The sequence below is a fragment of the Gryllotalpicola ginsengisoli DSM 22003 genome (assembly GCF_000419445.1).
Lineage (GTDB): Bacteria > Actinomycetota > Actinomycetes > Actinomycetales > Microbacteriaceae > Gryllotalpicola > Gryllotalpicola ginsengisoli.
The window spans coordinates 1-20,383 of the sequence record NZ_AULK01000002.1 but is presented as its reverse complement, the minus strand read 5'-3'; the positions used below and the strand labels follow the sequence as shown (position 1 = coordinate 20,383).

Genomic DNA, 20,383 nt, shown 5'->3' with positions numbered 1-20,383 from the left:
GTGGACGCGATCGACGTCGCACGGCGTCGGCCGCGCTTCATTCAGAGAGCGGGAACCGTCTCCTGTTGAGAGGGCGCCGGGGAGGCATCCGTTACGTCGTGGCGGCTCGAGGAATGCCGCAACGCCTCGGGCAGAAGTGCCGAGTGCGCTTCGATCAACTCATCCGTCATCGAGTGGATCTCATCGAGGGTGAGCAGGGCAGCAGTGAGCGGGTCCAGCGCCACAGCGTGGTAGACGCTCTCGCGGTCGCCGGTCAGTGCCGCGCGCACAGCCAGCGTCTGCACGTTGACATTTGTGCGGTTCAGCGCAGCGAGTTGCAGGGGAAGATCGCCGATCTCGGTCGGCTGCACCCCGTTGCGGTCGACGAGGCACGGGACCTCCACGCACGCGTCTGAGGGGAGGTTGGTGATGAGAGAGGTGGCATTGGGCACGTTGCCGTAGATCACGCTCGGCTGGCCGGTCACCAGCGAGTTCACGATGGTCGCCCCGTATTCGACCGAGGGGGCGAGCTCCTTCTTGAGCTTCTGCAGCTGCTCGTCGATGTCGCCCTGCTCGTCGTGAGAAGCGCAGATCTCGTAGTAGTCCCACCGTTCCGGGATGAACTCCGCGACGAGGTCGGGGTTCTTGCGGAAGTACGGCAGGTACTCCGAGGCGTGATGGCTCGACTCGGTTTCGAAGTAGCCGAATGCCTCCATGATCGAGGTGCGGACCTGCTCGTTGCCGCCCTCGTAGTTGCTCTCTTCCTTAGCAGCCTCGCTGTGGTCACCCTGGTCGGAGACCAGTCCCTGTGCTGCGCGCCCGCGCAGATGACGCGCGCGCATCGTCTCGCGCAGTCGTGGGTAGAGGTCTTCGCCGTTGCGCTCGAACTTGAGGATCCAGGCTTGGTGGTTGATGCCGGCGGAGATGAAGTTCACCTCTTCGTAAGGCACTCCCAGAGTGCGGGCGAGCATGCGAGTCGTGCCCTGCACGCTGTGGCACAACCCGACCGTGTTGAGGCCTTTGGCGTTGAGGAAGGCCGTGGCCATCGCCATGGGGTTGGCGTAGTTGATGAACTGCGCATCGGGGCACAATTCGAGCGCGTCGGCCGCGATGGCCTCATAAGCTGTGACCGAGCGGAGGAACCGGAACACTCCTCCCGGGCCGACCGTGTCGCCGACGGTCTGGTCGACGCCGTATCGCCGCGGGATCTCGACGTCGTGGCGGTACGACTCGATGCCACCGACCTGGAAGGTGATGATCACGACGTCGGCGTCGCGAAGCGCCTCACGTCGGTCGGTCGTCTCGATGATGCCGGTCTCGAATCCGTGGTGCGAGGCGAGCTCGCGAGCCGCCGTGGCCGTGCGCTCGAGGCGGTCCGCGTTGATGTCCATGAGGCACAGCTGCCCTGAGCGCAGAGCAGGGAAGCTCAGCAGGTCGCCGATGAGCCGGAAGGGGAACACGAAGCCACCAGCGCCGATGATGGTGATCTTTGGCTTGGTCGAAGTGGAAGACATATCGGCAGGCTAGGAGCGGCACGGCCGTCGGCACTTCCGTCTCCGAAACGAGATCTTCCAGGATCCTCAGGTGTGGTTATCGTGAGTCCGTGCACCAAAGGCGGCTGCGAACAACAGGTCTGGTTTCCGACGTCGTGGTCGAGGACCCGGCGATCTGGGTGCGACGCGGACAGGCTCCGCTGATGCAGAAGCCTCACCGCCACGACGACCTCGAATTGAACTATGTGGTGAGCGGCTCGCTCGACTATCTCTTCGGCGGCAGCCCGCTGCAGGTGAAACAAGGCCAGATCGCGGTGTTCTGGGGAGCGACGCCGCACCGGCTGGTTGACGACGAGATCCCCGCCGATAGCGACAACTGCTGGGTCCACATCCCCTTGGCGACCGTCTTCGGCTGGGGCCTGCCCGACTCGAATTTGAGCGACTTGCTGACCGACCGCCCGATCGTGCTTCCCGCCGAGGCCGCCGGGAGGGACGTCGAGTCGATGTTCACGTCGTGGCTGACCGATCTCGACGGCAGTGACACCGAGCAGTTCGCGCTACTTGAGATCCACGCGCTGGTGAGGCGACTGCTCCATTACCACCTGATGCACGACGCGAGGCGCACTCTGGACGGCGAGGACTCCCGATTGCACAACGACGGCATGCAGCACGTCGTCCAAATGGCGCGGTTCACCGTGGCGAACTTTCGCTCCAACATCTCACCCGCCGACATCGCGCGGGCAACGCACCTCAATCCGAATTACGCCATGACTCTCTTTCGCGAAACCGTCGGCACCACGCTCGGCAAATACCTGACGCGCTGCCGGATCGCGGAAGCGCAGCGACTGCTGCTGACAACGTCGATGAATACGGCCGAGATCGCCCACGCCGCGGGCTTCGGCTCGCAGAGCAACTTCTATGCGCACTTCACGCGCGACACCGGGCTGTCCCCCAGCGCGTACCGGCACACCTTCGGGTGATGCGATTCGGGCCGGCTCGACGTCCGCCGGTTTTCCTCCGGAACCCTTAGTAGTCGGAACGGAAGCATCGTTCCCAAGGCGCCGCTTCGGCTGTGCCGCGCGACCGCTACGCCGCGGCCATGTGCGGGGCGACGGCCTTCGCGGCGGCGACGCGCTCGTGGTGCCGCACCACGAGGTGCGAGACGAGCACGGCGACGCAGGCGACTCCGGCCCAGATGCCGAGCACCGCGGCATCCGTGCCCCATGCCTGGCCGGGGAAGTAGACCAGAGCCGTCACCGAGTTCAGCCAGCCCGCGCCGGCCCAGAAGTCATTGAGCGCGGCGAAGAAGCCGGGCTCGAGCGCCTTCTGGAAGATGCCGCCCGACGAGGTGAAGTTCAGCTGCACGAAGAGCACGGTCATGGCCAGCACCGTCCAGCTGCGCAGGATCGGCATGAGGGCCACGCCGATCCACATCACGAGGGCGTCGTAGAGCCACGAGATCAGCCACACCTGCACCACGTTGCGGTCGAACACGTGGTACACGTATGCGGCGATGCCGACGATGATCGCGGAGACCACGGCCGAGGCCAGCACCGGCACGAGCACACGCGCGAGCAGCCCGTGCTTGCCCGTCACGGCGGCGACCGCGGCGGCGACCGCGTAGCCGCCGACCGACAGACCGACCAGCAGGAAGAAGATGCCCTGGCCGGTGGCGTCGTGCTTGCCGACCGGTGCCACGTCGACCACGTTGTACGGCAGCTTCAACTGGAACGCGATCGGCTGGAACGCCTTCTGCACGACCTCGGCCGTCGTGGCCGAGGCGGCGGTCGCGATGTAGAGGTTCGCCTGGGTCGACGTCGTCTCGAAGGCGCCGGCGAGGGTGCGGTCGTGCACCAGCTTGCGCGCCTCGGCGGCGGTGGCCACGGTGCGCACGTCGAGCTGGTCGGGCGCCTGGTCGTTCAGCTTCTCGGCGAACACCTGCGCCTGCGCCCCCTGCCCCACGATCGCCACCGGCAGGTGGTGCGGGGTCGGCTCGTGGAACGCTCCGAGGTACGCCAGCGTCATGCCGATGCCGAGCAGCACCGGCACCAGGATGTGCAGCCCGAGGTGCTTCCACATCGAGTGGTGCGGCCAGATCGGGCGGCGCGGCGCCGAGTGCGTGGCGGGTTGGGCGTGGCGAGTCGGTTCGGGCTCGGTGCCGGGCGACGTGGTCGACGGATGCTGCGCCGTCAGCGCGATCTCAGAACTGGTCATCAGGGGCGCCAGTCTACACTTCAGTTGCATTTCACAACTGATTGCGCAGCGGGCACTATTGCATGGTGCGCCCCGGTCAGCGGTGCACTAGGTTCACGGTGTGGCCAGCACCAAGAACCCGAAACCGAAGGCCGCCCGGTCAGAGCTGCTCGGGCAGATCTTCGAAGAGATCAGCGTCATCACGCGTCGCAGCACGGCGCGGGCCCGGCGCCTCGCGGCTCCCCTGACGTTCGTCGAGCACTCGCTGTTGCAGTTCATCGGCTCGACCCCCGGCTGCCGCGCGACCGACATCGCCGCAAGCTTCCACCTCAACCGGTCGACGGTGTCGCGGCAGGTGGCCGGGCTGTTCGAGCTCGGGCTCGTCGAGTACGCCCCGCACACCGAGGATGTGCGGCAGCGCGGCCGGGAGCTGCGGCTCACCGAGCACGGCAAGGCTCAGCTGAACGCGGCGCAGGAAGCGCAGCGCACCGCGATGTTCGACCGGCTCGCGGACTGGAGCGACGCGGAGGTCGCCGAGTTCGCAGAACTGCTCGCCCGCTACAACAAGAACGAGCCCGAGGTGCGGTAGCGGCCCCCGCCGGTCGACTCACGCGCAGCGGCCCCGCCGGTCGACTCACGCGCAGCGGCCCCGCCGGTCGACTCACGCGCAGCGTGAATGGAGACCGAGGGCCGCAGGTCTCCATTCGCCGCCTCCGGCGGCGAGTCGACCAGCGGGGAGACCCGGGCGGCGGGCTTCGAGACGCCCGCTCCGCGGGCTCCTCAGCCGGCGAGGTGGGGACGGGGTTTCGATACGGCCGCGTCGCGGCCTACTCAACCAGCGGAGGAGGCGGAAGAGGCGGAAGAGGCCGAGGGAGAGGCGAGCGATTTCGCGAGCTCCAGCGAGTGCACGCGGCCGGCGGCGGTGGCGCCGGCCGGCTGCAGCATCAACTCGTCGACTCCGGTGGAGTCGAGCAGCGCCAGCAGCTGACGCTTCACCTCCGCAGGCGTCCCGATGGCCTGGCGGGCGTTGCGGTGCGCGATGAACTCCAGCTCGAGCGGGCTGAACTCGTAGGCCAGCGCCTCATCGACCGACACGGGCTCGGGCTTGTGGCCCTGACGCATCCGGATGAAGGAAATCGCGCCGGGCAGCATCTCGCGACGCACGACGTCGGGCGACTCATCCGTGATCAAGGTCACCGCGATCATCGCGTGCGGCGCCTCGAGGAATTCGGAGGGGCGGAACGCCTCGCGATACAGCCCGAGCGCCTGCTCGGTGTGGTCGCTCGAGAAGTGGTGCGCGAACGCGAAGGGCAGCCCGAGCGCGCCGGCGACCTGGGCCGAGAAGCCCGACGATCCGAGCAGCCAGATCTCGGGGGCGTCGCCGAGACCGGGCACGGCGAGCAGCTTCGACATCGGATTCTCGGGCGACATGCCCCCGTGGAAGAAGCCGATGAGGTCGAGCAGCTCCTGCGGGAAGGTGGAGGCGTCGAGGCCCTCCTTGGTGCGGCGCAGCGCGAGCGCAGTGGCGCCGTCGGTGCCGGGCGCGCGGCCGAGGCCGAGGTCGATGCGGTCGCCGTAGAGCGCCTTGAGCGTGCCGAACTGCTCGGCGACGACGAGCGGAGCGTGGTTGGGCAGCATCACCCCGCCCGAGCCGACGCGCATGCGCTCGGTCACCGCGGCGACGGCTCCGATCAGCACCGCCGGCGAGCTCGACGCGATGCCCGGCATGCCGTGGTGCTCGGCGAACCAGTAGCGGTGATAGCCGAGCTCTTCGGCACGGCGGGCTATGGCGACGGATGCGGCGACCGCATCCGCATTCGTCTGGCCATAGCCCCGCCACGCGAGGTCGAGCACGTTCAGGGGAACATCGGCGAGCGCGGTCATCTCTCGTGCCAACGCGGGGGCGGGTGCGGTGATTCCGCCCCCGGCGTCTCACCGAAACAGCACCAACGGATGCTTCACGCCGCACATACCCGCAACGAGTGCGATTTCGGCGGAAGGGGTTTCGCTGAGACGACAGTAGATGCGGTTATGGCTGGGGCGAAGCATCCGTTTGCGTCGTTTCGGCAGCCATCGCCCGCTGGTCGACTCATCCGCGCAAGCGGGTGAATGGAGACCCGCGGACCTTTGGTCTCCATTCACGCTTCGCGTGAGTCGACCACCGGGTTGGCGGCCACCACGTGGCGCTCGATCGCGGCGAGCGCGTCGTAGCGGGCCATCGACTCGGCAATGCGGCGGGCCGCGGCGCGGTACCCGGCGCCGGCCCGCACCCGGTCGATCGCTGCCGACACGGCCTCGACCGTCGGGGTGCCGGTCTTGAGGTCGACGCCGGCTCCGCTGTAGGCGATGCGGGCGCAGACCTCGGGCTTGTCTTCGGTGTCTCCGGCGGCGATGAGCGGGATGCCGTGGGCCAGGGCCTGCTGCACTCCCCCGTAGCCGCCGTTGGTGATCATCACGTCGACCTGCGGCAGCAGCCGGTCGTAAGGCAAGTAGGCGGCGACGCGAACGTTGGCGGGCAGCTCTCCGAGGGCGGCGACGAGCTCGGCTTCGCCGTCGGCCCGGCCGGTGCTGACCACGAGCAGTAGGTCGCGCTTGTCGGCCGCCGCGCGAATCGTCGGAATGATCAGGCGGGTGAGGTCGCGGTTGTCCATGGTGCCCTGGCTGACGTGCACGACCGAGCCCGCCGCGGCGAGGTCGCCCCACCACGGGGGCAGCGCCGCGCCGCCGCCCGCCGACGCGGGCAGCACCGGCCCGACGAACTCGACCGACGGCGGCAGCGCCCGCGGATACTCGAACTCGGGCACGGTCAGCTGCAGGAAGCGGTCGAAGGATCCGGTGAAGTCCATCACCCAGCCGGTCAGAGGCGCAGCACCGACCTCGGCCATCATCTGCTGCGCGAGTTGCTGGGTGCGGCGGAAGACGACCTTGCTGAGCAGCAGTTGAAGCATCCGATTGCGCAGCCGCGTCGCCGCCGACCGCCCCGGCTGCAGCCCCATGCCGTACGGCGCGACCTCGGGAGTGCTGTAACTGAGCGGCAGCACGCCGATGCCGATCACGGGCGGCCGCCCGCTCGGGCCGGCGGTGAGCAGTGGGGCGACGCCGAGGAAGGCGATGTCGCCCATCACCACGTCGGAGCTGCGCTCGGCGATCGCCTGCTGCACGGTCGCGTACTGGCTCGGGATGGTGCGGATGAACATCGTCTGGATGTCGTACTGCGCCTGCGCGATGCCGCGGTACTTCTCGCGGTCGGGCAGGAAGGACGCCTGGTCGCGGTCGTCGTAGTCGGCGGGGCCGGTCAGCGGCACGTGGGTCATGCCGCCGGCACGCACGGCGTCGCCGAAGCGCGAGCCGGTGACCACGGCGACGTCGTGGCCGTGGTCGACGAGGTTGCGGCCGATGGCGAGCATCGGCGTCACATGGCCGTAGTTCGGGGTGGCGCACAGCAGAACGGATGACACGGGTTTTCCCCTCTCAGGCGGCGCCGCCGCTCCATTGATTACAGCGCTAGTGTATTCACTATGCCGACGACGACAAGCCCCGCACCCGGGGGCCGGGCGCGCTCGTTCCCGCGCCGGGCCGAGCAGGCGCGCCGCACCCGCGCGGCGATCGTCGGCGCCGCCGCGCAACTGTTCACCGAGCTCGGCTACCAGCGCACCACGATGCGCGGGATCGCCGAGCGCGCCGGGGTGTCGGTCGAGTCTGTGAACCTGGCCGGCCCCAAACGGGCGCTGCTGGCCGCCGCGTTCGAGGTGACCTTCGCCGGGGAGGAGGGCGAGCACTCGCTAGGCGAGCGCGAGGCGTTCCAGCGCATCTTCGCGCAGGCCGACGTGGGCCGGGTGATGGACGACTACGTGCACACCGTGACCGAAGGCATCGCCCGGTCGTCGGCGATCTGGCGTGCGGTGCGTTCGGCTGCCGACGCCGACCCCGAGATCGCGCAGATGTTCCACGGGATGCTGGAGCGGCGGCGCGACGACATCCGTCTGGCTGCAGGCTGGTTGGTCGAGCGCGGTGTCGTCGAGGCATCCGCTCTCGACGAGACGGCGGCCACGCTCTCACTGCTGGTCGCACACGAGACTTATGAGCACCTGGTCGGCCAGTTCGGCTGGTCGCAGCGCGCCTACCGCGACTGGGTGCGCGCGGGCATTCAGCGGCTGGTGCTCGACGGGCACGGGGCATCCGTCAAGCGAAGGAGAGATCGTGAATGACCTGCCCACCGCCACGGAGACTGCGCTCTGCGATGCGTGGGCGTGGCTCGCCGAGCGTCTGCCCGGCGGGTGGGCGGAGCCGGGGCCGGGCATGCTGGCGGCCGTGACCGGGCTGCCGGCTCCGACGCTCAACGGGGTGTGGTGTCGTGCCGCCGGTGAGGGCACCGGGCGTGGGGACGCCGGCCTGGTCATGGGAATGCTCGAGCGCGTCGCCGCGGCGGGACTGCCGCACTGCGTGCAGTTCCCCGTCGGGGCCGGCGCCCTCGCCGAGCTCGCGCGGGCGCGCGGTTTGACCCGCGATGCGGATCTTCCGCTGATGCGTCTCGACGCGACCCCGAACGCTCCGGAGGTGCCCGAGCTCGAGGTGCGCCGGCTGCGGGCCGAGGAGGCGGACCTGCACGCGCGGGTCGCGGCCGCCGGCTTCGGTGCGCCCGAGAGCGTCTTCGCGCCTCTCGTCTCGCCGCCGCTTGCCGGCGACCGCGACCTCGGTTACTACGTCGGCTCGGTGGCCGGCGAACCGGTGGTGACGGGGCTCGGCCTGCGCCGCGGCGTCAGCGTGGGCGTCTTCAACGTCGCGACGGTTCCCGACGCGCGGCGACGCGGGTACGGCGCTGCGCTGACCGCCGCGATCGTGGCGGATGCCCGCAACTCCGGCGCGTCGTGGGCCTGGCTGCAGTCCAGCGGTGCCGGGCACGGCGTGTACGAGCGACTCGGCTTCGTCGACGTCGCGCTGTGGGAGTGTTGGGTCGGGGCGTGAGTGGGACGAGTATCGAATACTTTTTCACAACCACGCCGCCGGGAGCGGCCAATGTCAGGGGCGCCCTCTACCCTTGACTCTATGAGTTCAGAACATGTGTTTGATTCCGCCGTCGACGCGTCAGACATGATCGAGCTCGATTTCGTTCTGAAAGACCTCTGCGCCGATCGGCTGCGACGAGTGCAGGCGCTCGATGCGCAGATCGCGCAGCTGCAGGCACAGCGCCAGATCGAGCTTTGGCACGTGGGCGACGACGCCCTCGAGAAGGCGCGTATCGATGCTGAGGATGCCCTGGCGACCGGCGCCGACGTGAGCGAGCAGCGCTGCCGCGAGTTGCGGTGGCGTGCTGCTGCGATGGAGGTAGCAGCCGCGACCCGCGTCAGTCCGCGCACGGCGGCGGCCCAGCTCGGCGGCGCGTGGGAGCTCATCGAGCACTGCGAGGTCGCGCTGGCGGCACTGCAGTCGGGCGAGATCTCGCTGGGTCATGCGCAGGCAATCGTGCGCGAGACGTCCGATCTCGATGATGCGGCGCGCGAGGCGGTGCAGCGCGAGGCGATGCCGTGGGCGCGAAAACTGTCCGTCGGGCAGTTTCAGCATCGGCTTCGGCTGATCGCCGACACGGTGCAGTCACAGCCCCTCCCCGACCGTCACGAGCGCGCGGTGGCCGCGCGCCACGTGCGGGTCGAGGGCGCCCGCGACGGCATGGCGTGGTTGACGGCGTATCTTGATGCGACGGATGCCGCGGTGATCGCTACCGGCATGCGCAATGCCGCTCACGAGGCGCAAGCGCACGGCGACACTCGGACGCTGCGGCAGCTGGAAGCCGACGTGCTCGTCGAAGTGCTCGCCCACGGCACAGTGACCATCGGCGCAGTGACAGGTGGGGCGGGCGCGGGCACTGCTGAGAACGCCGACGAGGGCGCCGCCCCTGTCATCGCGGCTGGGGGCAGCGCGACCTGTGCCACGATCGCCGCCCGCGCGCCGATCTCTGTGAGCGTGCTCATTCCCGCCGCAACGCTCGCGGGCGGTGACGCGCCGGCGAGCATTTCCGGCATCGGCATGATCGACCCGGTCAAGGCGCGCGAGTTGGTCGCCCGGGCTCCGAGCCTGCGTCGAATCCTCACCGATCCGATCACCGGCGCGATCGTCGACTTCGACCGCAAGACCTACCGGGTGCCCGCCGAGCTGAAACGCATCGTGCAACTGCGCGACCGCCACTGCCGCGCGCCCGGGTGCAATGTTCCGGCCGAGCAGTGCGAGGTCGACCACACCATCGCCTACGCCCGCGGCGGCCCCACCCGGCTCGGCAACTTGGCCTGCCTGTGCGCGAACCATCACCATGTCAAGCATGAGGCAGGGTGGGGCCTCATGCAGTACGCCGGTGGAATCCTCGAGTGGATCTCACCGACCGGTCGTCACTACCGCACCGAGCCCGAGATCCCGATCGCCCCGTCGCCCCCGCACTCCGCCCGCGCCGCAGACGACGACGCCGTTGACGACGACGCGCCGTTCTAGGAGTGCCGCGATAGGTATGCCGCTCGAATACTGTGCTTCCGGCGTGCCCACATTTCGCCCCACCCTTATAGAACTGTTCCTCTCGACGGCCGGATGGACAGCATCTCCACCTGCGCTTCGGGTGGCGCATCGACGGCGAGTCGCACCGCGCTCGCAATGGTCCGCGGCTGCACGAACGTCTGCCCGGGCCCTTTGCGCTCGATGACGCCCCGCCCCATGTCGGTATCGACATAGCCCGGATGGACGGAGGTGACGCGAACCCCGTTCGTGCGCTCTTCTTCCCGCAGGCAATCGGCCATCGTGCGCAGGGCGAACTTCGTGCCCGTGTAGACGGAGCCGCCTGCGTAGGAGAACAGCCCCGAACCGGAATTCAGCATCACGATCGTTCCGCGCGCCGCGCGCAGGGCCGGCAGCAGGCGGGCCGTCAGGTCCGCCACGGCGAACACGTTGACCTCGAACTGCTTCCGCCAGTCCTCGCGCGTGAACGTGTCGAACGGCCTCTCGTCCGCGACGCCGGCGGAGTTGACCAGCACGTCCAGCTCGGTGAGGCCCAGCTCGGCCACGGCCGCCGCGGTCTGCGCCTCCGACCCAAGGTCGCACACGAACGGAACTAGATCCGGAAGCTGCGAGCGCAGCGGCGCGAGTGCCTCGGCCGTGCGGGCGCCGGCAATGATCGTGTGCGTCGACGACAGCTCGAGCGCGATGGCCTTGCCGATGCCGCGCGACGCTCCGGTTACGAGTGCGACGCCGCCGCTCACACCGCCGTCGCAACCCGCCGCGCCGCCGCGACTTCCTCGAACCGGTTGGGGTTCATGAACTCGATGTCGGCGTACAACTCCTCGCCGGTCGCCAGCTGCGCCAGCAGTTCGCCGACACCGGCGGCGTGCTTGAAGCCGTGGCCGTGGTCACCGCCGGCGATGATCAGCCGCGGGTCGTCTCCAGGTCGGCCGACCAGGAACTGGCCGTCGGGCGAGTTGGTCACCATGCACGGGATCACCTTCACGGGAGTGGGGTCGATCTCGGGGAAAGTGTCGGCGATCCACGAGGAGAGCTGGTCGATGTCCTCGTGCGGATGGACGTACCGGTCGACCGTGTCGGCGTCGATGGCGGTGAAGGGAGCCTCGCTGTCCTCCATGCCGATCTTGATCAGGTGGTCTTCGCTCGAGCCGTGACCCCAGAGATGGCGGCCGTCGGGCAGCTCGTGGATGAACGCGGGGAAGCTCGAGAGGTCGAACGAGCTCGTGGCGTCGTCCTTCGGCTTCCACCAGAACAGCGGCGTGCGCCGCGGCCCCAGCGGAAGTTCGGGAAGCAGCTTCTTGTTCCAGGCCCCGGTCGACACGATCACTTGCTTCGCTTCGATGATCACGGTGGGGGTGAGCACCCGCACGCCGGCATCCGTGAACTCGATCGACGTGACTCGGGTGTCGAGCAGGGCGCGCCCTCCTGCCGCGATGCCCGCCTCGCCCTGAGCACGCACTGCACGCTCGGGGTAGCAGATCCCTGCTTCCGGGTCGAAGACGGCGACCGTGTTCTCATCGATGCCGGGTTCGGCATACATCGGGTAGGCGGCGGTGAACTGCTCGTGGTCCAGGTGGGTCACCGGCAGGCCCGCCGTCTTCGCGGCGAGGGCCGCGCCGGCGACAGGCCGCGACGTCGGCGCCCCGGAGGAGACGCAGCCCACCTGGTTCACGTACACCTCGTCGTTCGCGGCGCCCAGCGCCGTCCACAGCTCGAGGGATTTGCGCGCGACGGCCGACAGGCCGGGGTGCTCCTGGCACGCGACGCGGAAGAGCCGGGTCACCCCGTGCGAGGACCCGAGCGGATGCCCCAGCCCGAAACGCTCGATGCCGACGACGTCGACGCCCCGGGCCGCCAGCCGCCAGAACGCGGCCGATCCGAATGCGCCGAGGCCGACGACTGCGACATCTGTCGTGATGGTTTCCACGTGTTCTCTCTCCTTCTTTCAAGCAGCGGCCGTGCGCCGGAAGCGCATGCGGTCGGCTGCGGTGACATTCGTGACGAAGCGGTTCGGGTGCAGGAATCCGATCGGCAACTCGGTGCCGTTCTCGGTCGCGTAATCCGCCGCCGCGAGGCCTATGGCGGGCGCCATCTTGAAGCCGTGCCCGCTGAACCCGCCGAGCACGGTGACCCGCGGGTCCCACTGCAGCGGGCCGACGTAGGGGTCATGGTCGGCCGTGTAGCCGTCCATGTAGACGCCGATGCGCACCGGCTCGGGGATGAGCCCGGGCATCAGCTCGCCCACGGCGTTCCGGATTTCCTCGAACAGCGCGTCGGGAACGGTGCGGTCGAGCGCGTCGGGATCGCCGACACGGTCCCATCCGTTGTTCAGCCCGACCTTCACGGTCGCGGCATCGAGCGACGGCCACCCCGAGATGTCGTATCCGTCGGTGACGCGCGCGAAGACGGGGAATACATCCTCGGTGTACGCGGCGGGCTGCTTCGCCTGCCACCAGGTCATCGCGATGCGCACGACCTCCGTCAGCGGCGCGAGGCCGAGCAGCAGTTGCGACGTCCAGGCGCCGGCCGCGACGATGAGGCGGCGGAACCGGAAGAGCTCTCCGTCGGCGAGCACGGTGACGGCGTCGTCTTCGAAGCGGATCTCGTCGACGCGTGAACGGCGACGGATGCGCGCGCCGAGGCTCTCCCCGGCCCGCGCGGCCGAGGCGACCGCGAGCTCGGGCCGGAGGAAGCCCGACTCCCGGTCAAGGATCGCCGCCTGGCCGGCGCTTATGCGGTGCTGCGGGTACCGCCGCTGCATCTCCTGCGCGTCGAGCACCTCGTGGTCGATGCCGTGCTCGTCGATCGAGCGCTGCACGCGGGCGAGGAAGTCGCCGCCCTCCTCGCCGATCATGAGCGCGCCGTTCACGTGCAGCAGGCTCGTCTCGGTTGCCGCCTCGAGCCGGCGCCAGAGCAGTTTCGAGAGGCGCAGCAGCGGCACGTAGCGGCTGCTCTCGAAGTACGCAGTGCGGAACAGCCGGCTCTCTCCCCCGGCGCCGGCCCGGTCATGGCCGGGCGCGAACTGCTCGAAGCCGATCGCGGACACTCCACGTTGTGCCAACTGCCAGAGGGCCTGCGAGCCCATGGTTCCGACGCCGACGACGCCGACCTCTGCATCGAAGCCCACGCTCAGAGGACCTTCGAGAGGAAGCCGGCCAAGCGCGGCGAGGTCGGGTTGTCGAACAGCTCGTCGGGCTTGCCCTGCTCGACGAGCCGGCCGCGATCCATGAAGACGACGTGGTCGGCGGCCTGCCGAGCGAAGCCCATCTCGTGCGTGACGACGAGCATCGTCATGCCGGCTTGCGCTAGCCCGGACATCAGGTCGAGCACGTCCTTCACCAGCTCCGGATCGAGAGCGCTCGTGGCCTCGTCGAACAGCATGATCTCGGGCTTCATCGCGAGCGCGCGGGCGATGGCCACGCGCTGCTGCTGGCCGCCCGACAAGCTGGACGGACGGAAATCCCGTTTATGGGCGAGCCCGACATCGTCCAGGCTGCGCATCGCGAGCTCGCGCGCCTCCGCCACCGGCAGCTTCCGCACGTCCCGCAGCGGCAACACGATGTTGTCGATCACCGTGCGGTGCGGGAACAGGTTGAAGTGCTGGAACACCATACCGACGCGCCTGCGCAGCAGGTCGGGGTTCGCCCGGGTCACGTCTTCACCGCCGAGCAGGATCGTGCCGCTCGTCGGCTCCTCCAGGCGATTCACGCAGCGCAGCAGTGTCGACTTCCCCGACCCGGAGGGGCCGATGATGCACACCGTGTGACCGGTGCGCACCGAGAGGTCCACGCCGTGCAGCACCTGGTTCTTGCCGAAGGTCTTGGAGATCCCCTTGAGCTCGAGGCTCGCCCCCGTCGTCCCGTCGATCAGATGGGCGACGCCGTTCGTGGTCGGTGCGGTCATCGCTTCACTCCCTTCCCACGGCCGCGCGGGCCGGCAGAGGCACCTCGGCGACGAGGTCCTCGTCGAGCGTGGTGGCGTCGGAGACCGCACGCCCGTGCCGCAGCCGCCGGTCGATCACGTTGACGAGGTGCGTCAGCGGCACGGTGATGATCAGGTAGAAGACTCCGGCTGTGAACAGCGGCGACAGGTTCGCGTAGGTCACGGATGCGTCCTCGCCGACGCGGAACAGTTCGCGCTGTGCCGTGGCGAAGCCGAGGAAGTAGACCAGGCTCGAGTCCTTGACGATCGCGATGAACTGGTTCACGAGCGAGGGCAGCACACTGCGGATGCCCTGGGGGATCACGACCTTCCACATGGCGGCGTTGTAGCTCATGCCGAGCGCGCGGCACGCCTCCAGCTGCCCCTTGTCGATGGCGAGGATGCCGGCCCGGAAGATCTCCCCGATATACGCGCCTCCGATCAGGGCGAGCGCCATGATGCCGAGCGGGTACGGGTTGCCGTGGGTGATCGGGTTCACGATCGGGGCGAACCCTCCCCCGATGGCGAGGATCGTCAGCGCGGCCGGCAGCCCGCGGAAGATGTCGGTGTAGATGCCGGCCAACCACCTCAGCACCCGGCTGTTCGACACCCCGAGCGCGGCGAGCACGAGGCCGATGACGATGCCGATTGCCGTCGCGATGATGGCGATGAACAGGGTGTTCCAGAGCCCGTACTTGAGGATGTCGGGCAGCGCCACGACAAGGTACTGCGGATTGAGGAAGGTCGAGATGAGGTTCTGGATGGTTTCCACGATGGTCACGCTCCGCGTTCCGTCGCCGCGGCTCAGCCGTCAGTCGGCTCGAACTGCTTCGGCACCGGCTGGTCCGGGTAGTACTTCTTGTCGATCTTCAGCCACTTGCCGGAGGAGATGACCTTGTCGATCGCCTTGTTCAGCGCGGCGAGCAGCTTCGGGTTCTTCTTGCTGACGGCGGCGGCGACCGGCATGTCGCTGACCTCGATGTTGATCGGGATCGACATCGAAGGGTTGGCCTTCGCGAGGGCCTGCGCCGGCGGCGCGTCGTCGAACAGCGCGTCGACGCTGTGGGCCTTGAGTGCCTGGTCCATCGACGGCTCGTCGGGGAAGCGCACGATCGTGGCCCCGGGGAAGTTCTTCTGCGCGTAGTCGTCCTCGATGCTGCCCTGGAGCAGGCCGAGCTTCTTGCCCTTGAGGCTGGCCGGGTCATCCGTGATCGACGACTCGTTGGTGATGACCGAGATGTAGCCGATGAAGTAGATGTGGGTGAAATTGACCATCTTCTTCCGCTCGGCGGTGACCGACGACGAGGCGAACTCGACGTCGAGTTGCTGATTGGCGACGGCCGGGAGCAGCGCCGAGAAGTCCTCCTGCACGAATTCCGGCTTCAGGCCGGCCTCCTTCGCGACGGCGCGCGCCATGTCGACCTCGAAGCCGACCAGCTTGCCGTTCTCCGTGTACGCGTAGGGCTTCTGATTGCTGGTCGTGCCGATCTTCAGGACCCCGGGGGTGAGAGTGCCGAGGTCGTCGGTGGCGTCGCTTGACGACGCGGCGCCCGAGCAGGCGGTGAGGGTGAGGGCGACAGAGGCCGCAGTGGCCAGCATGGTCGCTCGGACAGCGTTGCGGTGCACGTTGTTCTCCCTTGTGACAGCGGACGGAGTGGTCGGGTGATGCGTTGAAACTTCACGGTAGGTGATGTATCGGATCGATAGAGCAGATGAAATAATGCTGAAACAGGCTTTTTACTCCCCCGAATCAGGGACAAAGCACGATTCACCGGAATGAGACCATGCGGTCCGGCACCGCGCTCGACAGGAGGCACCAGTGGATTTACGCGACCTACGCGCGTTCCTCGCCGTGGCGCAGGATCGGAGCTTCACTGCCGCCGCCGCGCGACTGGGAGTGGGCCAGTCAGCTCTGAGCCAGACGCTCTCCCGCCTCGAGCGCGAGCTCGGCGTCGCCCTCTTCGATCGCGGCCCTCGCCGAGCGCCGGAGCTGACCCCGCACGGGCGGGTGCTCGCGGCCGAGGCTCGCGCGCTGCTCGTGCACGCATCCGCCGTCGAGGCCGCCGTGACGGACGACCCCACAGCCTTCATCCCGCTGCGCGTGTCGGGCATCTCGTCGGTCTTCGCCGGGCTGATGCCGCGCATCATTCCGCAGCTGAGGGCCGATCGCCCGCAGACGAAGGTGACGCTGCGCGCGCTGGACCGCCAGGACGTCTCGTACGAGCTCACCGCCGGGCACATCGACGTCGCCTTCGAGCGGTACCTCGACGCCCCGAGCGGAATCGACTTCGAACTGCTCGGAATGGAACCGCTCGTGGCCGCCGTGCCGTCGTCGCATCCGCTCGCGTCTCGCACGTCGGTCGACCTGAGCGATCTGCGCAGCGAAGCGTTCGCCATGTTCCACCGCGACTCGTCTCCCACGGCGTTCGACTCGATCACGGGCGCGTGCCTGCGCGCGGGGTTCTCGCCGACCATCCGGATGTACGCCGAAGACGACGTCGTACTGCTCTCCACGATCGCGAGCGGGCTGGTCGTTGCGGTCGTGCCGTTCCTGACGTCGCTGCACGCCTTCGAGGGCGTGACCTATGTGCCCGTGCGCGACGAGGACGCGCGCACTCCGCTCTCGCTGCTTCGCCGCACGGGCGAGAAGCTGGATGCCGCCGACCGGCTCGCCGAGATCACCCGCGCCGAGCTGCACCGGCTTGCGAAGGACGAGAAGCAGCGCGGACGCCGGGCGATCAGCTTCCCGAAGTCCGCGCGTTCCGCTGGTTGAGTGGGCCGCCCGCCGGTTCTCTCCTGTCGGTCGAGTAGGCGGCGCGCCGGCCCTCCCCCGTCATCTACCTCCCTCGGCTGCGCGCAGAAACGGAGCTTTTGCACGACGCGCCGGGACGAGCGCCGCAACGCCCGGCGTGTCGCCACTTTTTCCGTTTCTGCGCGGCCTACTCGACCGGCTTGGGCGAGGCGGCGGCCCGGCGTGCCCGGCGCGAGCGCAGCACCGAGGTGACGATCAGCGCGACCGCGCCGGCGATGATGGCTCCGCCGGCGCCCCACACGGTGGCGGCCGAGATCGAGGTGCCGTTGAGCGGCAGCGTGCTGACCGGCGGGTCGGCGGCTGCGCAACTGCTCACCCCGGAGACGGTGACGACTCCCGATGAGCTGCGCTGCGTGCCGGGCTCGACCAGCGACACCTGGTAGGTGCCGGCGGCGCCCTGCGGGAAGGTCAGCCGGATGTCGGCCGCCCCGGCATCCGTCGCGACGACCTGGAACTGCTCCGCCCGCATCGCGACCGCCGTGAACTGCGCCAGCGCGGGCTCGGCACCCTCGCCCGTGACCGTCAGCTGAAGCGCGGCCCCGGGGTCGAAGGTCGCCGCCGCTGCGTGGTGGCTAACCGTCGTGCAGGCCGACACCGTTTCCGCCCACCCGTCGGGCAACGGCGGGGTGTACTGGTCGGCGTATGCGGCGGCCGGAGCCCCGACACCGATGATCGTTGCGACGGCCGCGGCGGCCGACACCTTCGTCAGAGTGCGCATGACATCTCATCTCTCTTGCGTGAGTATTCCTCACGTTAGAGACGGATGCCTCGGCGCGATGCCCCCAGACGTGGCGCGCCCCCAATGGGCGGCACCGGTTGGGGGTGCGTTGCGCGGGTCGGCTCACGCACCGCGTGAATGGAGACCCGGGGCCGCAGGTCTCCATTCCGCCGCTGCGCGGCTGAGTCGACCAGCGGCGGGCGGGGGCTTTTCTCCAGGGGCACGTTTCGCGCCTGTGGGCAGATCGGATGCGCCGTTCGGCGGTGCCCTTCGCGTCGAAGTGTGCCGCTAGCGAAAAGGGCTCCACCGCGAAACTCCCAAGACGCAGCGTAGGGAGGAGGTTTCTGCGAAAAGCTCCTCCGTAGCGTGCGTCTTGGGAGATTGGCGTCGGGCGGGTTTCGATACGGCCGCGGGGCGGGCTACTCAACCAGCGGGGTTTCGATACGGCCGCTTTGCGGCCTACTCAACCAACGAAACTGCCGCACCCCGACACGCAGAAAGGGGCGGGATCCGAGGATCCCGCCCCTTTCTAGGGAACTGCTTCCGACTTAGGCCTTCGCGCCCTGGCGACGGACGACCGTGCGGACGGTGACGAAGCCGGCACCGAGGGCGATGACACCCGCCGCGCCCCAGATGGTGGCCAGCGAGATGTACGAACCGGTCGAGGCCAGGCTGCCGGTGGCGGCCGTGGTGGTGCCGGAGACCGCGCCCACCGTGACGGTGATCGGGTCGGAGGCGTTATCCGCGGCATCCGTGAAGACGACGGTGTAGGTGCCGGCCTCGGAGAAGGTCAGCGTGGCGCTCAGCGAGCCGTCATTAGCCGCGTTGCCGACCGAGACGTCGGCGGCGTCGGCGGTGAACGCACCAACCGTGACGGTGCCGGGGCCGGTGACGTCAGCGGTGACAGCGCTACCCGGCTCGAAGGTGCCGGCGACGATGTTGAACGTGACCGTCAGGTTGTTGACGACGGTGGTGACCGAACCCGCACCGGGCGTGTAGGTCTCGGCGTTGGCAGCGATCGGTCCGCCGAGAACGGCGGCACCGACGATGGAGGCGGCGACAAGCGCCTTGGTCAGCTTCTTCATGAGTCTCGGGTTCCCCTTTGTGTCGATTGATGCGCCATCACAGTCTTCTCCCCCACCCCGACGGGACCGGCAGAAAGGTCATCGCGCTTCGCTTGCCGCTGACTTTACGGCATGCTCACAGGCTGAGCCTAACCCCTGAATTTCCGGTATGTAAACAAAATTCTTGGGCTGTCCCACCTACTGGGGAGTAAACGGGCTCTTCGGACTTCAGGTGGGGGTGGTGGGGTCGAGGCCGCCGGCGATGAGGAGCATTCTGAGTCGGTAGTTGTCGTAGTTGCGGAAGCCGCGGGCGACGCGGCGGGCGAGTTCGATGAGTCCGTTCACGGCCTCGGTGCCGCCGTTGGATGAGCGACCTGTGGTCCAGTAGGCCAGGAACGCGTCCCGCCAGCGGGTGAGGGTCTTGCCGAGGCGGGCGATCTCGGGGATCGGGCAGGACGGGAACGAGTCGAGCACCTGCTCGGCGATCTTCTTGCCCTCGGCGAGGTCAGCGCGGCGGTAAGCGTCGCGGAGCTTCTGGGCGCATTCGTAGGCGACCTCGACCTCGACGTGCTCCTCCCGCCCGGCGAACGCGTCGGCGAGGCGCTGAGTCTGTCGGTCGGTGAGGTTCTCGCGTCCGGCGCGGAGGGTGTTGCGGATCCCGTAGAGCGGGTCGCCCCTGCGGCCACGGTGGCCGAGGGTGTCCTGCTGGACGCGGCGACGGACCTCATCCACGGCCTGGGTGCCGAGCTTGACGACATGGAAAGCGTCGAGCACGGCGACCGCGTCGTCGAGCTCATCATCGAGGGCCTTCTTGTATCCGGCGAACGGGTCCAGCGTCGCGATCTGCACCTGGTCGCGGAACTGCTCGCCGCGTTCCTGCAGCCAGTCGGCGTAGGCCTTCGCGGAACGACCGGGCACGAGGTCCAGCAGCCTGGCGCGGACGCGTCCGCTGGCGTCACGGGTCAGATCGACCATCCCGGTCAGTTCCTTCGGACCCCGCCCGCCGTCTTCGACCGGCTTGGTCGAGACGTGGTGCCAGAGGTGCTCATCGACGCCAAGGGTGGTGACACCAGTGAAGCGGGACTCGTCCGCTGCGCGGCGCTCCAGCACCGGCTTGACGTGCCGCCACACCGTTTTCCAGGACACCCCGAGCTGCCGGGCGATGCCTTGCACCGAGGCGTTCTCCCGCCGCATCTGAGCGACCGCCCACGAGAGGGCCCGGGCCGTGAGCTGCGCCCGCGAAGCAGCAACGGCAGTGTCCTGCTCGGTGAACGACTTCTGTGCGCACGCATCATCGACGCAACGCCACCGGCGCTTGCGCCATCGCACCCGCACCGGCCCTGCGCCCATCGGCGCGTCGATCAACACGAGCGTCTTACGGCCCCTGGACTCGGCGACCTGCCCGCATCGCGGGCACCCCACCGACCCCGGCGGTGACTCGACATCGATGACGAGCACCCCATCGCCGCGGCGCTGCGCAGCGATGACGTGAAGCCCGCCGAGACCGACGAGCACATCACAACGATCACAGTAGACAACAGAAGATGGGCACGCGGCGGCGCACCCCGTAGCATCGGGCACGGGTCGAGGACTCCCGGGGAAGGGTTGCTTGGTCGCTACCGATCCTCGGGCCCTCGACCCGCCTCACACCACTACGCCACGGCCCGGCACAACCCCCAGCCCCCACCCGAAGTCCGAAGAGCCA

Annotated in this window: 19 protein-coding genes; 6 read left to right on the top strand and 13 right to left on the bottom strand. The window is 68.7% G+C overall.

From position 1 onward, the window contains the following. Positions 1-41: 41 nt before the first annotated feature. Positions 42-1,493 (bottom strand): alpha-glucosidase/alpha-galactosidase, encoded by a 1,452-nt coding sequence (gene melA / locus H563_RS15005; protein WP_022881436.1) that lies wholly within the window; start codon positions 1,491-1,493, stop codon positions 42-44. A gap of 89 nt (positions 1,494-1,582) precedes the next feature. Here melA and H563_RS0104635 point away from each other — a divergent pair, with 89 nt between their 5' ends. After that, positions 1,583-2,452, top strand: coding sequence for a helix-turn-helix domain-containing protein (locus tag H563_RS0104635; protein WP_022881435.1), 870 nt, complete (start codon positions 1,583-1,585; stop codon positions 2,450-2,452). A 106-nt stretch (positions 2,453-2,558) separates the two neighbouring features. Here H563_RS0104635 and H563_RS15000 read toward each other — a convergent pair whose 3' ends face one another. After that, complete coding sequence (locus H563_RS15000; RefSeq protein ID WP_022881434.1) at positions 2,559-3,686, bottom strand: ABC-2 transporter permease; 1,128 nt, start codon at positions 3,684-3,686, stop codon at positions 2,559-2,561. A gap of 100 nt (positions 3,687-3,786) precedes the next feature. Here H563_RS15000 and H563_RS0104625 point away from each other — a divergent pair, with 100 nt between their 5' ends. Then, positions 3,787-4,254: a MarR family winged helix-turn-helix transcriptional regulator gene (locus tag H563_RS0104625; protein WP_022881433.1), complete on the top strand. Its 468-nt coding sequence runs from the start codon at positions 3,787-3,789 to the stop codon at positions 4,252-4,254. A 242-nt stretch (positions 4,255-4,496) separates the two neighbouring features. On the opposite strand, the gene H563_RS0104620 is transcribed toward H563_RS0104625, so the two are convergent. Further along, entirely contained in the window at positions 4,497-5,549 is a 1,053-nt protein-coding gene (locus H563_RS0104620) for an LLM class flavin-dependent oxidoreductase (RefSeq protein WP_022881432.1), read from the bottom strand. Positions 5,550-5,803: 254 nt separating this feature from the next. Beyond that, a complete protein-coding gene (locus H563_RS14995; protein ID WP_022881431.1) occupies positions 5,804-7,123 on the bottom strand; it encodes a glycosyltransferase in 1,320 nt (439 codons plus the stop codon). Positions 7,124-7,183: 60 nt separating this feature from the next. On the opposite strand from H563_RS14995, the gene H563_RS14990 reads away from it, so the two are divergent. The 3 genes from H563_RS14990 to H563_RS0104600 all read left to right on the top strand — a co-directional run bounded on the left by H563_RS14990 (position 7,184) and on the right by H563_RS0104600 (position 10,145). Beyond that, complete coding sequence (locus tag H563_RS14990) at positions 7,184-7,873, top strand: TetR/AcrR family transcriptional regulator (protein ID WP_022881430.1); 690 nt, start codon at positions 7,184-7,186, stop codon at positions 7,871-7,873. After that, positions 7,866-8,630, top strand: a complete 765-nt coding sequence (locus tag H563_RS17235; protein WP_022881429.1) for a GNAT family N-acetyltransferase — start codon at positions 7,866-7,868, stop codon at positions 8,628-8,630. The genes H563_RS14990 and H563_RS17235 overlap by 8 nt, the downstream gene beginning before the upstream one ends. An 81-nt stretch (positions 8,631-8,711) precedes the next feature. Beyond that, entirely contained in the window at positions 8,712-10,145 is a 1,434-nt protein-coding gene (locus H563_RS0104600) for an HNH endonuclease signature motif containing protein (protein WP_162138921.1), read from the top strand. A 65-nt stretch (positions 10,146-10,210) separates the two neighbouring features. Here H563_RS0104600 and H563_RS14980 read toward each other — a convergent pair whose 3' ends face one another. From H563_RS14980 to H563_RS0104570, 6 genes are read right to left on the bottom strand one after another with little or no spacing between them, the layout of a single operon-like run. After that, positions 10,211-10,903 (bottom strand): SDR family oxidoreductase, encoded by a 693-nt coding sequence (locus H563_RS14980; RefSeq protein ID WP_022881427.1) that lies wholly within the window; start codon positions 10,901-10,903, stop codon positions 10,211-10,213. Continuing rightward, the gene (gene solA, locus H563_RS14975; RefSeq protein ID WP_022881426.1) at positions 10,900-12,090 is read right to left on the bottom strand and encodes an N-methyl-L-tryptophan oxidase; all 1,191 of its coding nucleotides are present in this window, start codon (positions 12,088-12,090) and stop codon (positions 10,900-10,902) included. The genes H563_RS14980 and solA (H563_RS14975) overlap by 4 nt, the downstream gene beginning before the upstream one ends. A gap of 18 nt (positions 12,091-12,108) precedes the next feature. Then, positions 12,109-13,290: an N-methyl-L-tryptophan oxidase gene (solA, locus tag H563_RS14970; RefSeq protein ID WP_022881425.1), complete on the bottom strand. Its 1,182-nt coding sequence runs from the start codon at positions 13,288-13,290 to the stop codon at positions 12,109-12,111. Positions 13,291-13,292: 2 nt separating this feature from the next. Beyond that, on the bottom strand, positions 13,293-14,066 hold the full coding sequence (locus H563_RS0104580) for an amino acid ABC transporter ATP-binding protein (protein ID WP_051142642.1): 774 nt from the start codon (positions 14,064-14,066) through the stop codon (positions 13,293-13,295). 4 nt (positions 14,067-14,070) lie between these two features. After that, entirely contained in the window at positions 14,071-14,856 is a 786-nt protein-coding gene (locus H563_RS14965) for an amino acid ABC transporter permease (protein WP_081416166.1), read from the bottom strand. 32 nt (positions 14,857-14,888) lie between these two features. Then, the gene (locus H563_RS0104570) at positions 14,889-15,710 is read right to left on the bottom strand and encodes a substrate-binding periplasmic protein (protein ID WP_245556818.1); all 822 of its coding nucleotides are present in this window, start codon (positions 15,708-15,710) and stop codon (positions 14,889-14,891) included. A gap of 193 nt (positions 15,711-15,903) precedes the next feature. On the opposite strand from H563_RS0104570, the gene H563_RS0104565 reads away from it, so the two are divergent. After that, entirely contained in the window at positions 15,904-16,857 is a 954-nt protein-coding gene (locus H563_RS0104565) for a LysR family transcriptional regulator (protein WP_081416139.1), read from the top strand. 166 nt (positions 16,858-17,023) lie between these two features. On the opposite strand, the gene H563_RS0104560 is transcribed toward H563_RS0104565, so the two are convergent. The 3 genes from H563_RS0104560 to H563_RS17070 form a co-directional block, all read right to left on the bottom strand. After that, on the bottom strand, positions 17,024-17,614 hold the full coding sequence (locus H563_RS0104560) for a hypothetical protein (protein ID WP_022881422.1): 591 nt from the start codon (positions 17,612-17,614) through the stop codon (positions 17,024-17,026). A 548-nt stretch (positions 17,615-18,162) separates the two neighbouring features. Continuing rightward, positions 18,163-18,699, bottom strand: a complete 537-nt coding sequence (locus tag H563_RS0104555) for a hypothetical protein (protein WP_022881421.1) — start codon at positions 18,697-18,699, stop codon at positions 18,163-18,165. Between the two features lie 207 nt (positions 18,700-18,906). Further along, a complete protein-coding gene (locus H563_RS17070) occupies positions 18,907-20,259 on the bottom strand; it encodes an ISL3 family transposase (protein WP_027479097.1) in 1,353 nt (450 codons plus the stop codon). Between the last annotated feature and the right edge of the window lie 124 nt (positions 20,260-20,383).

Coding starts and splice junctions, on each gene's coding strand:
- H563_RS14990 (WP_022881430.1), top strand. CDS start 7,184: ATGCCGACGACGACAAGCCCCGCACCCGGGGGCCGGGCGCGCTCGTTC.
- H563_RS0104600 (WP_162138921.1), top strand. CDS start 8,712: ATGAGTTCAGAACATGTGTTTGATTCCGCCGTCGACGCGTCAGACATG.
- H563_RS0104580 (WP_051142642.1), bottom strand. CDS start 14,066: ATGACCGCACCGACCACGAACGGCGTCGCCCATCTGATCGACGGGACG.
- H563_RS0104555 (WP_022881421.1), bottom strand. CDS start 18,699: ATGAAGAAGCTGACCAAGGCGCTTGTCGCCGCCTCCATCGTCGGTGCC.
- H563_RS15000 (WP_022881434.1), bottom strand. CDS start 3,686: ATGACCAGTTCTGAGATCGCGCTGACGGCGCAGCATCCGTCGACCACG.
- H563_RS0104620 (WP_022881432.1), bottom strand. CDS start 5,549: ATGACCGCGCTCGCCGATGTTCCCCTGAACGTGCTCGACCTCGCGTGG.
- H563_RS0104560 (WP_022881422.1), bottom strand. CDS start 17,614: ATGCGCACTCTGACGAAGGTGTCGGCCGCCGCGGCCGTCGCAACGATC.
- melA (WP_022881436.1), bottom strand. CDS start 1,493: ATGTCTTCCACTTCGACCAAGCCAAAGATCACCATCATCGGCGCTGGT.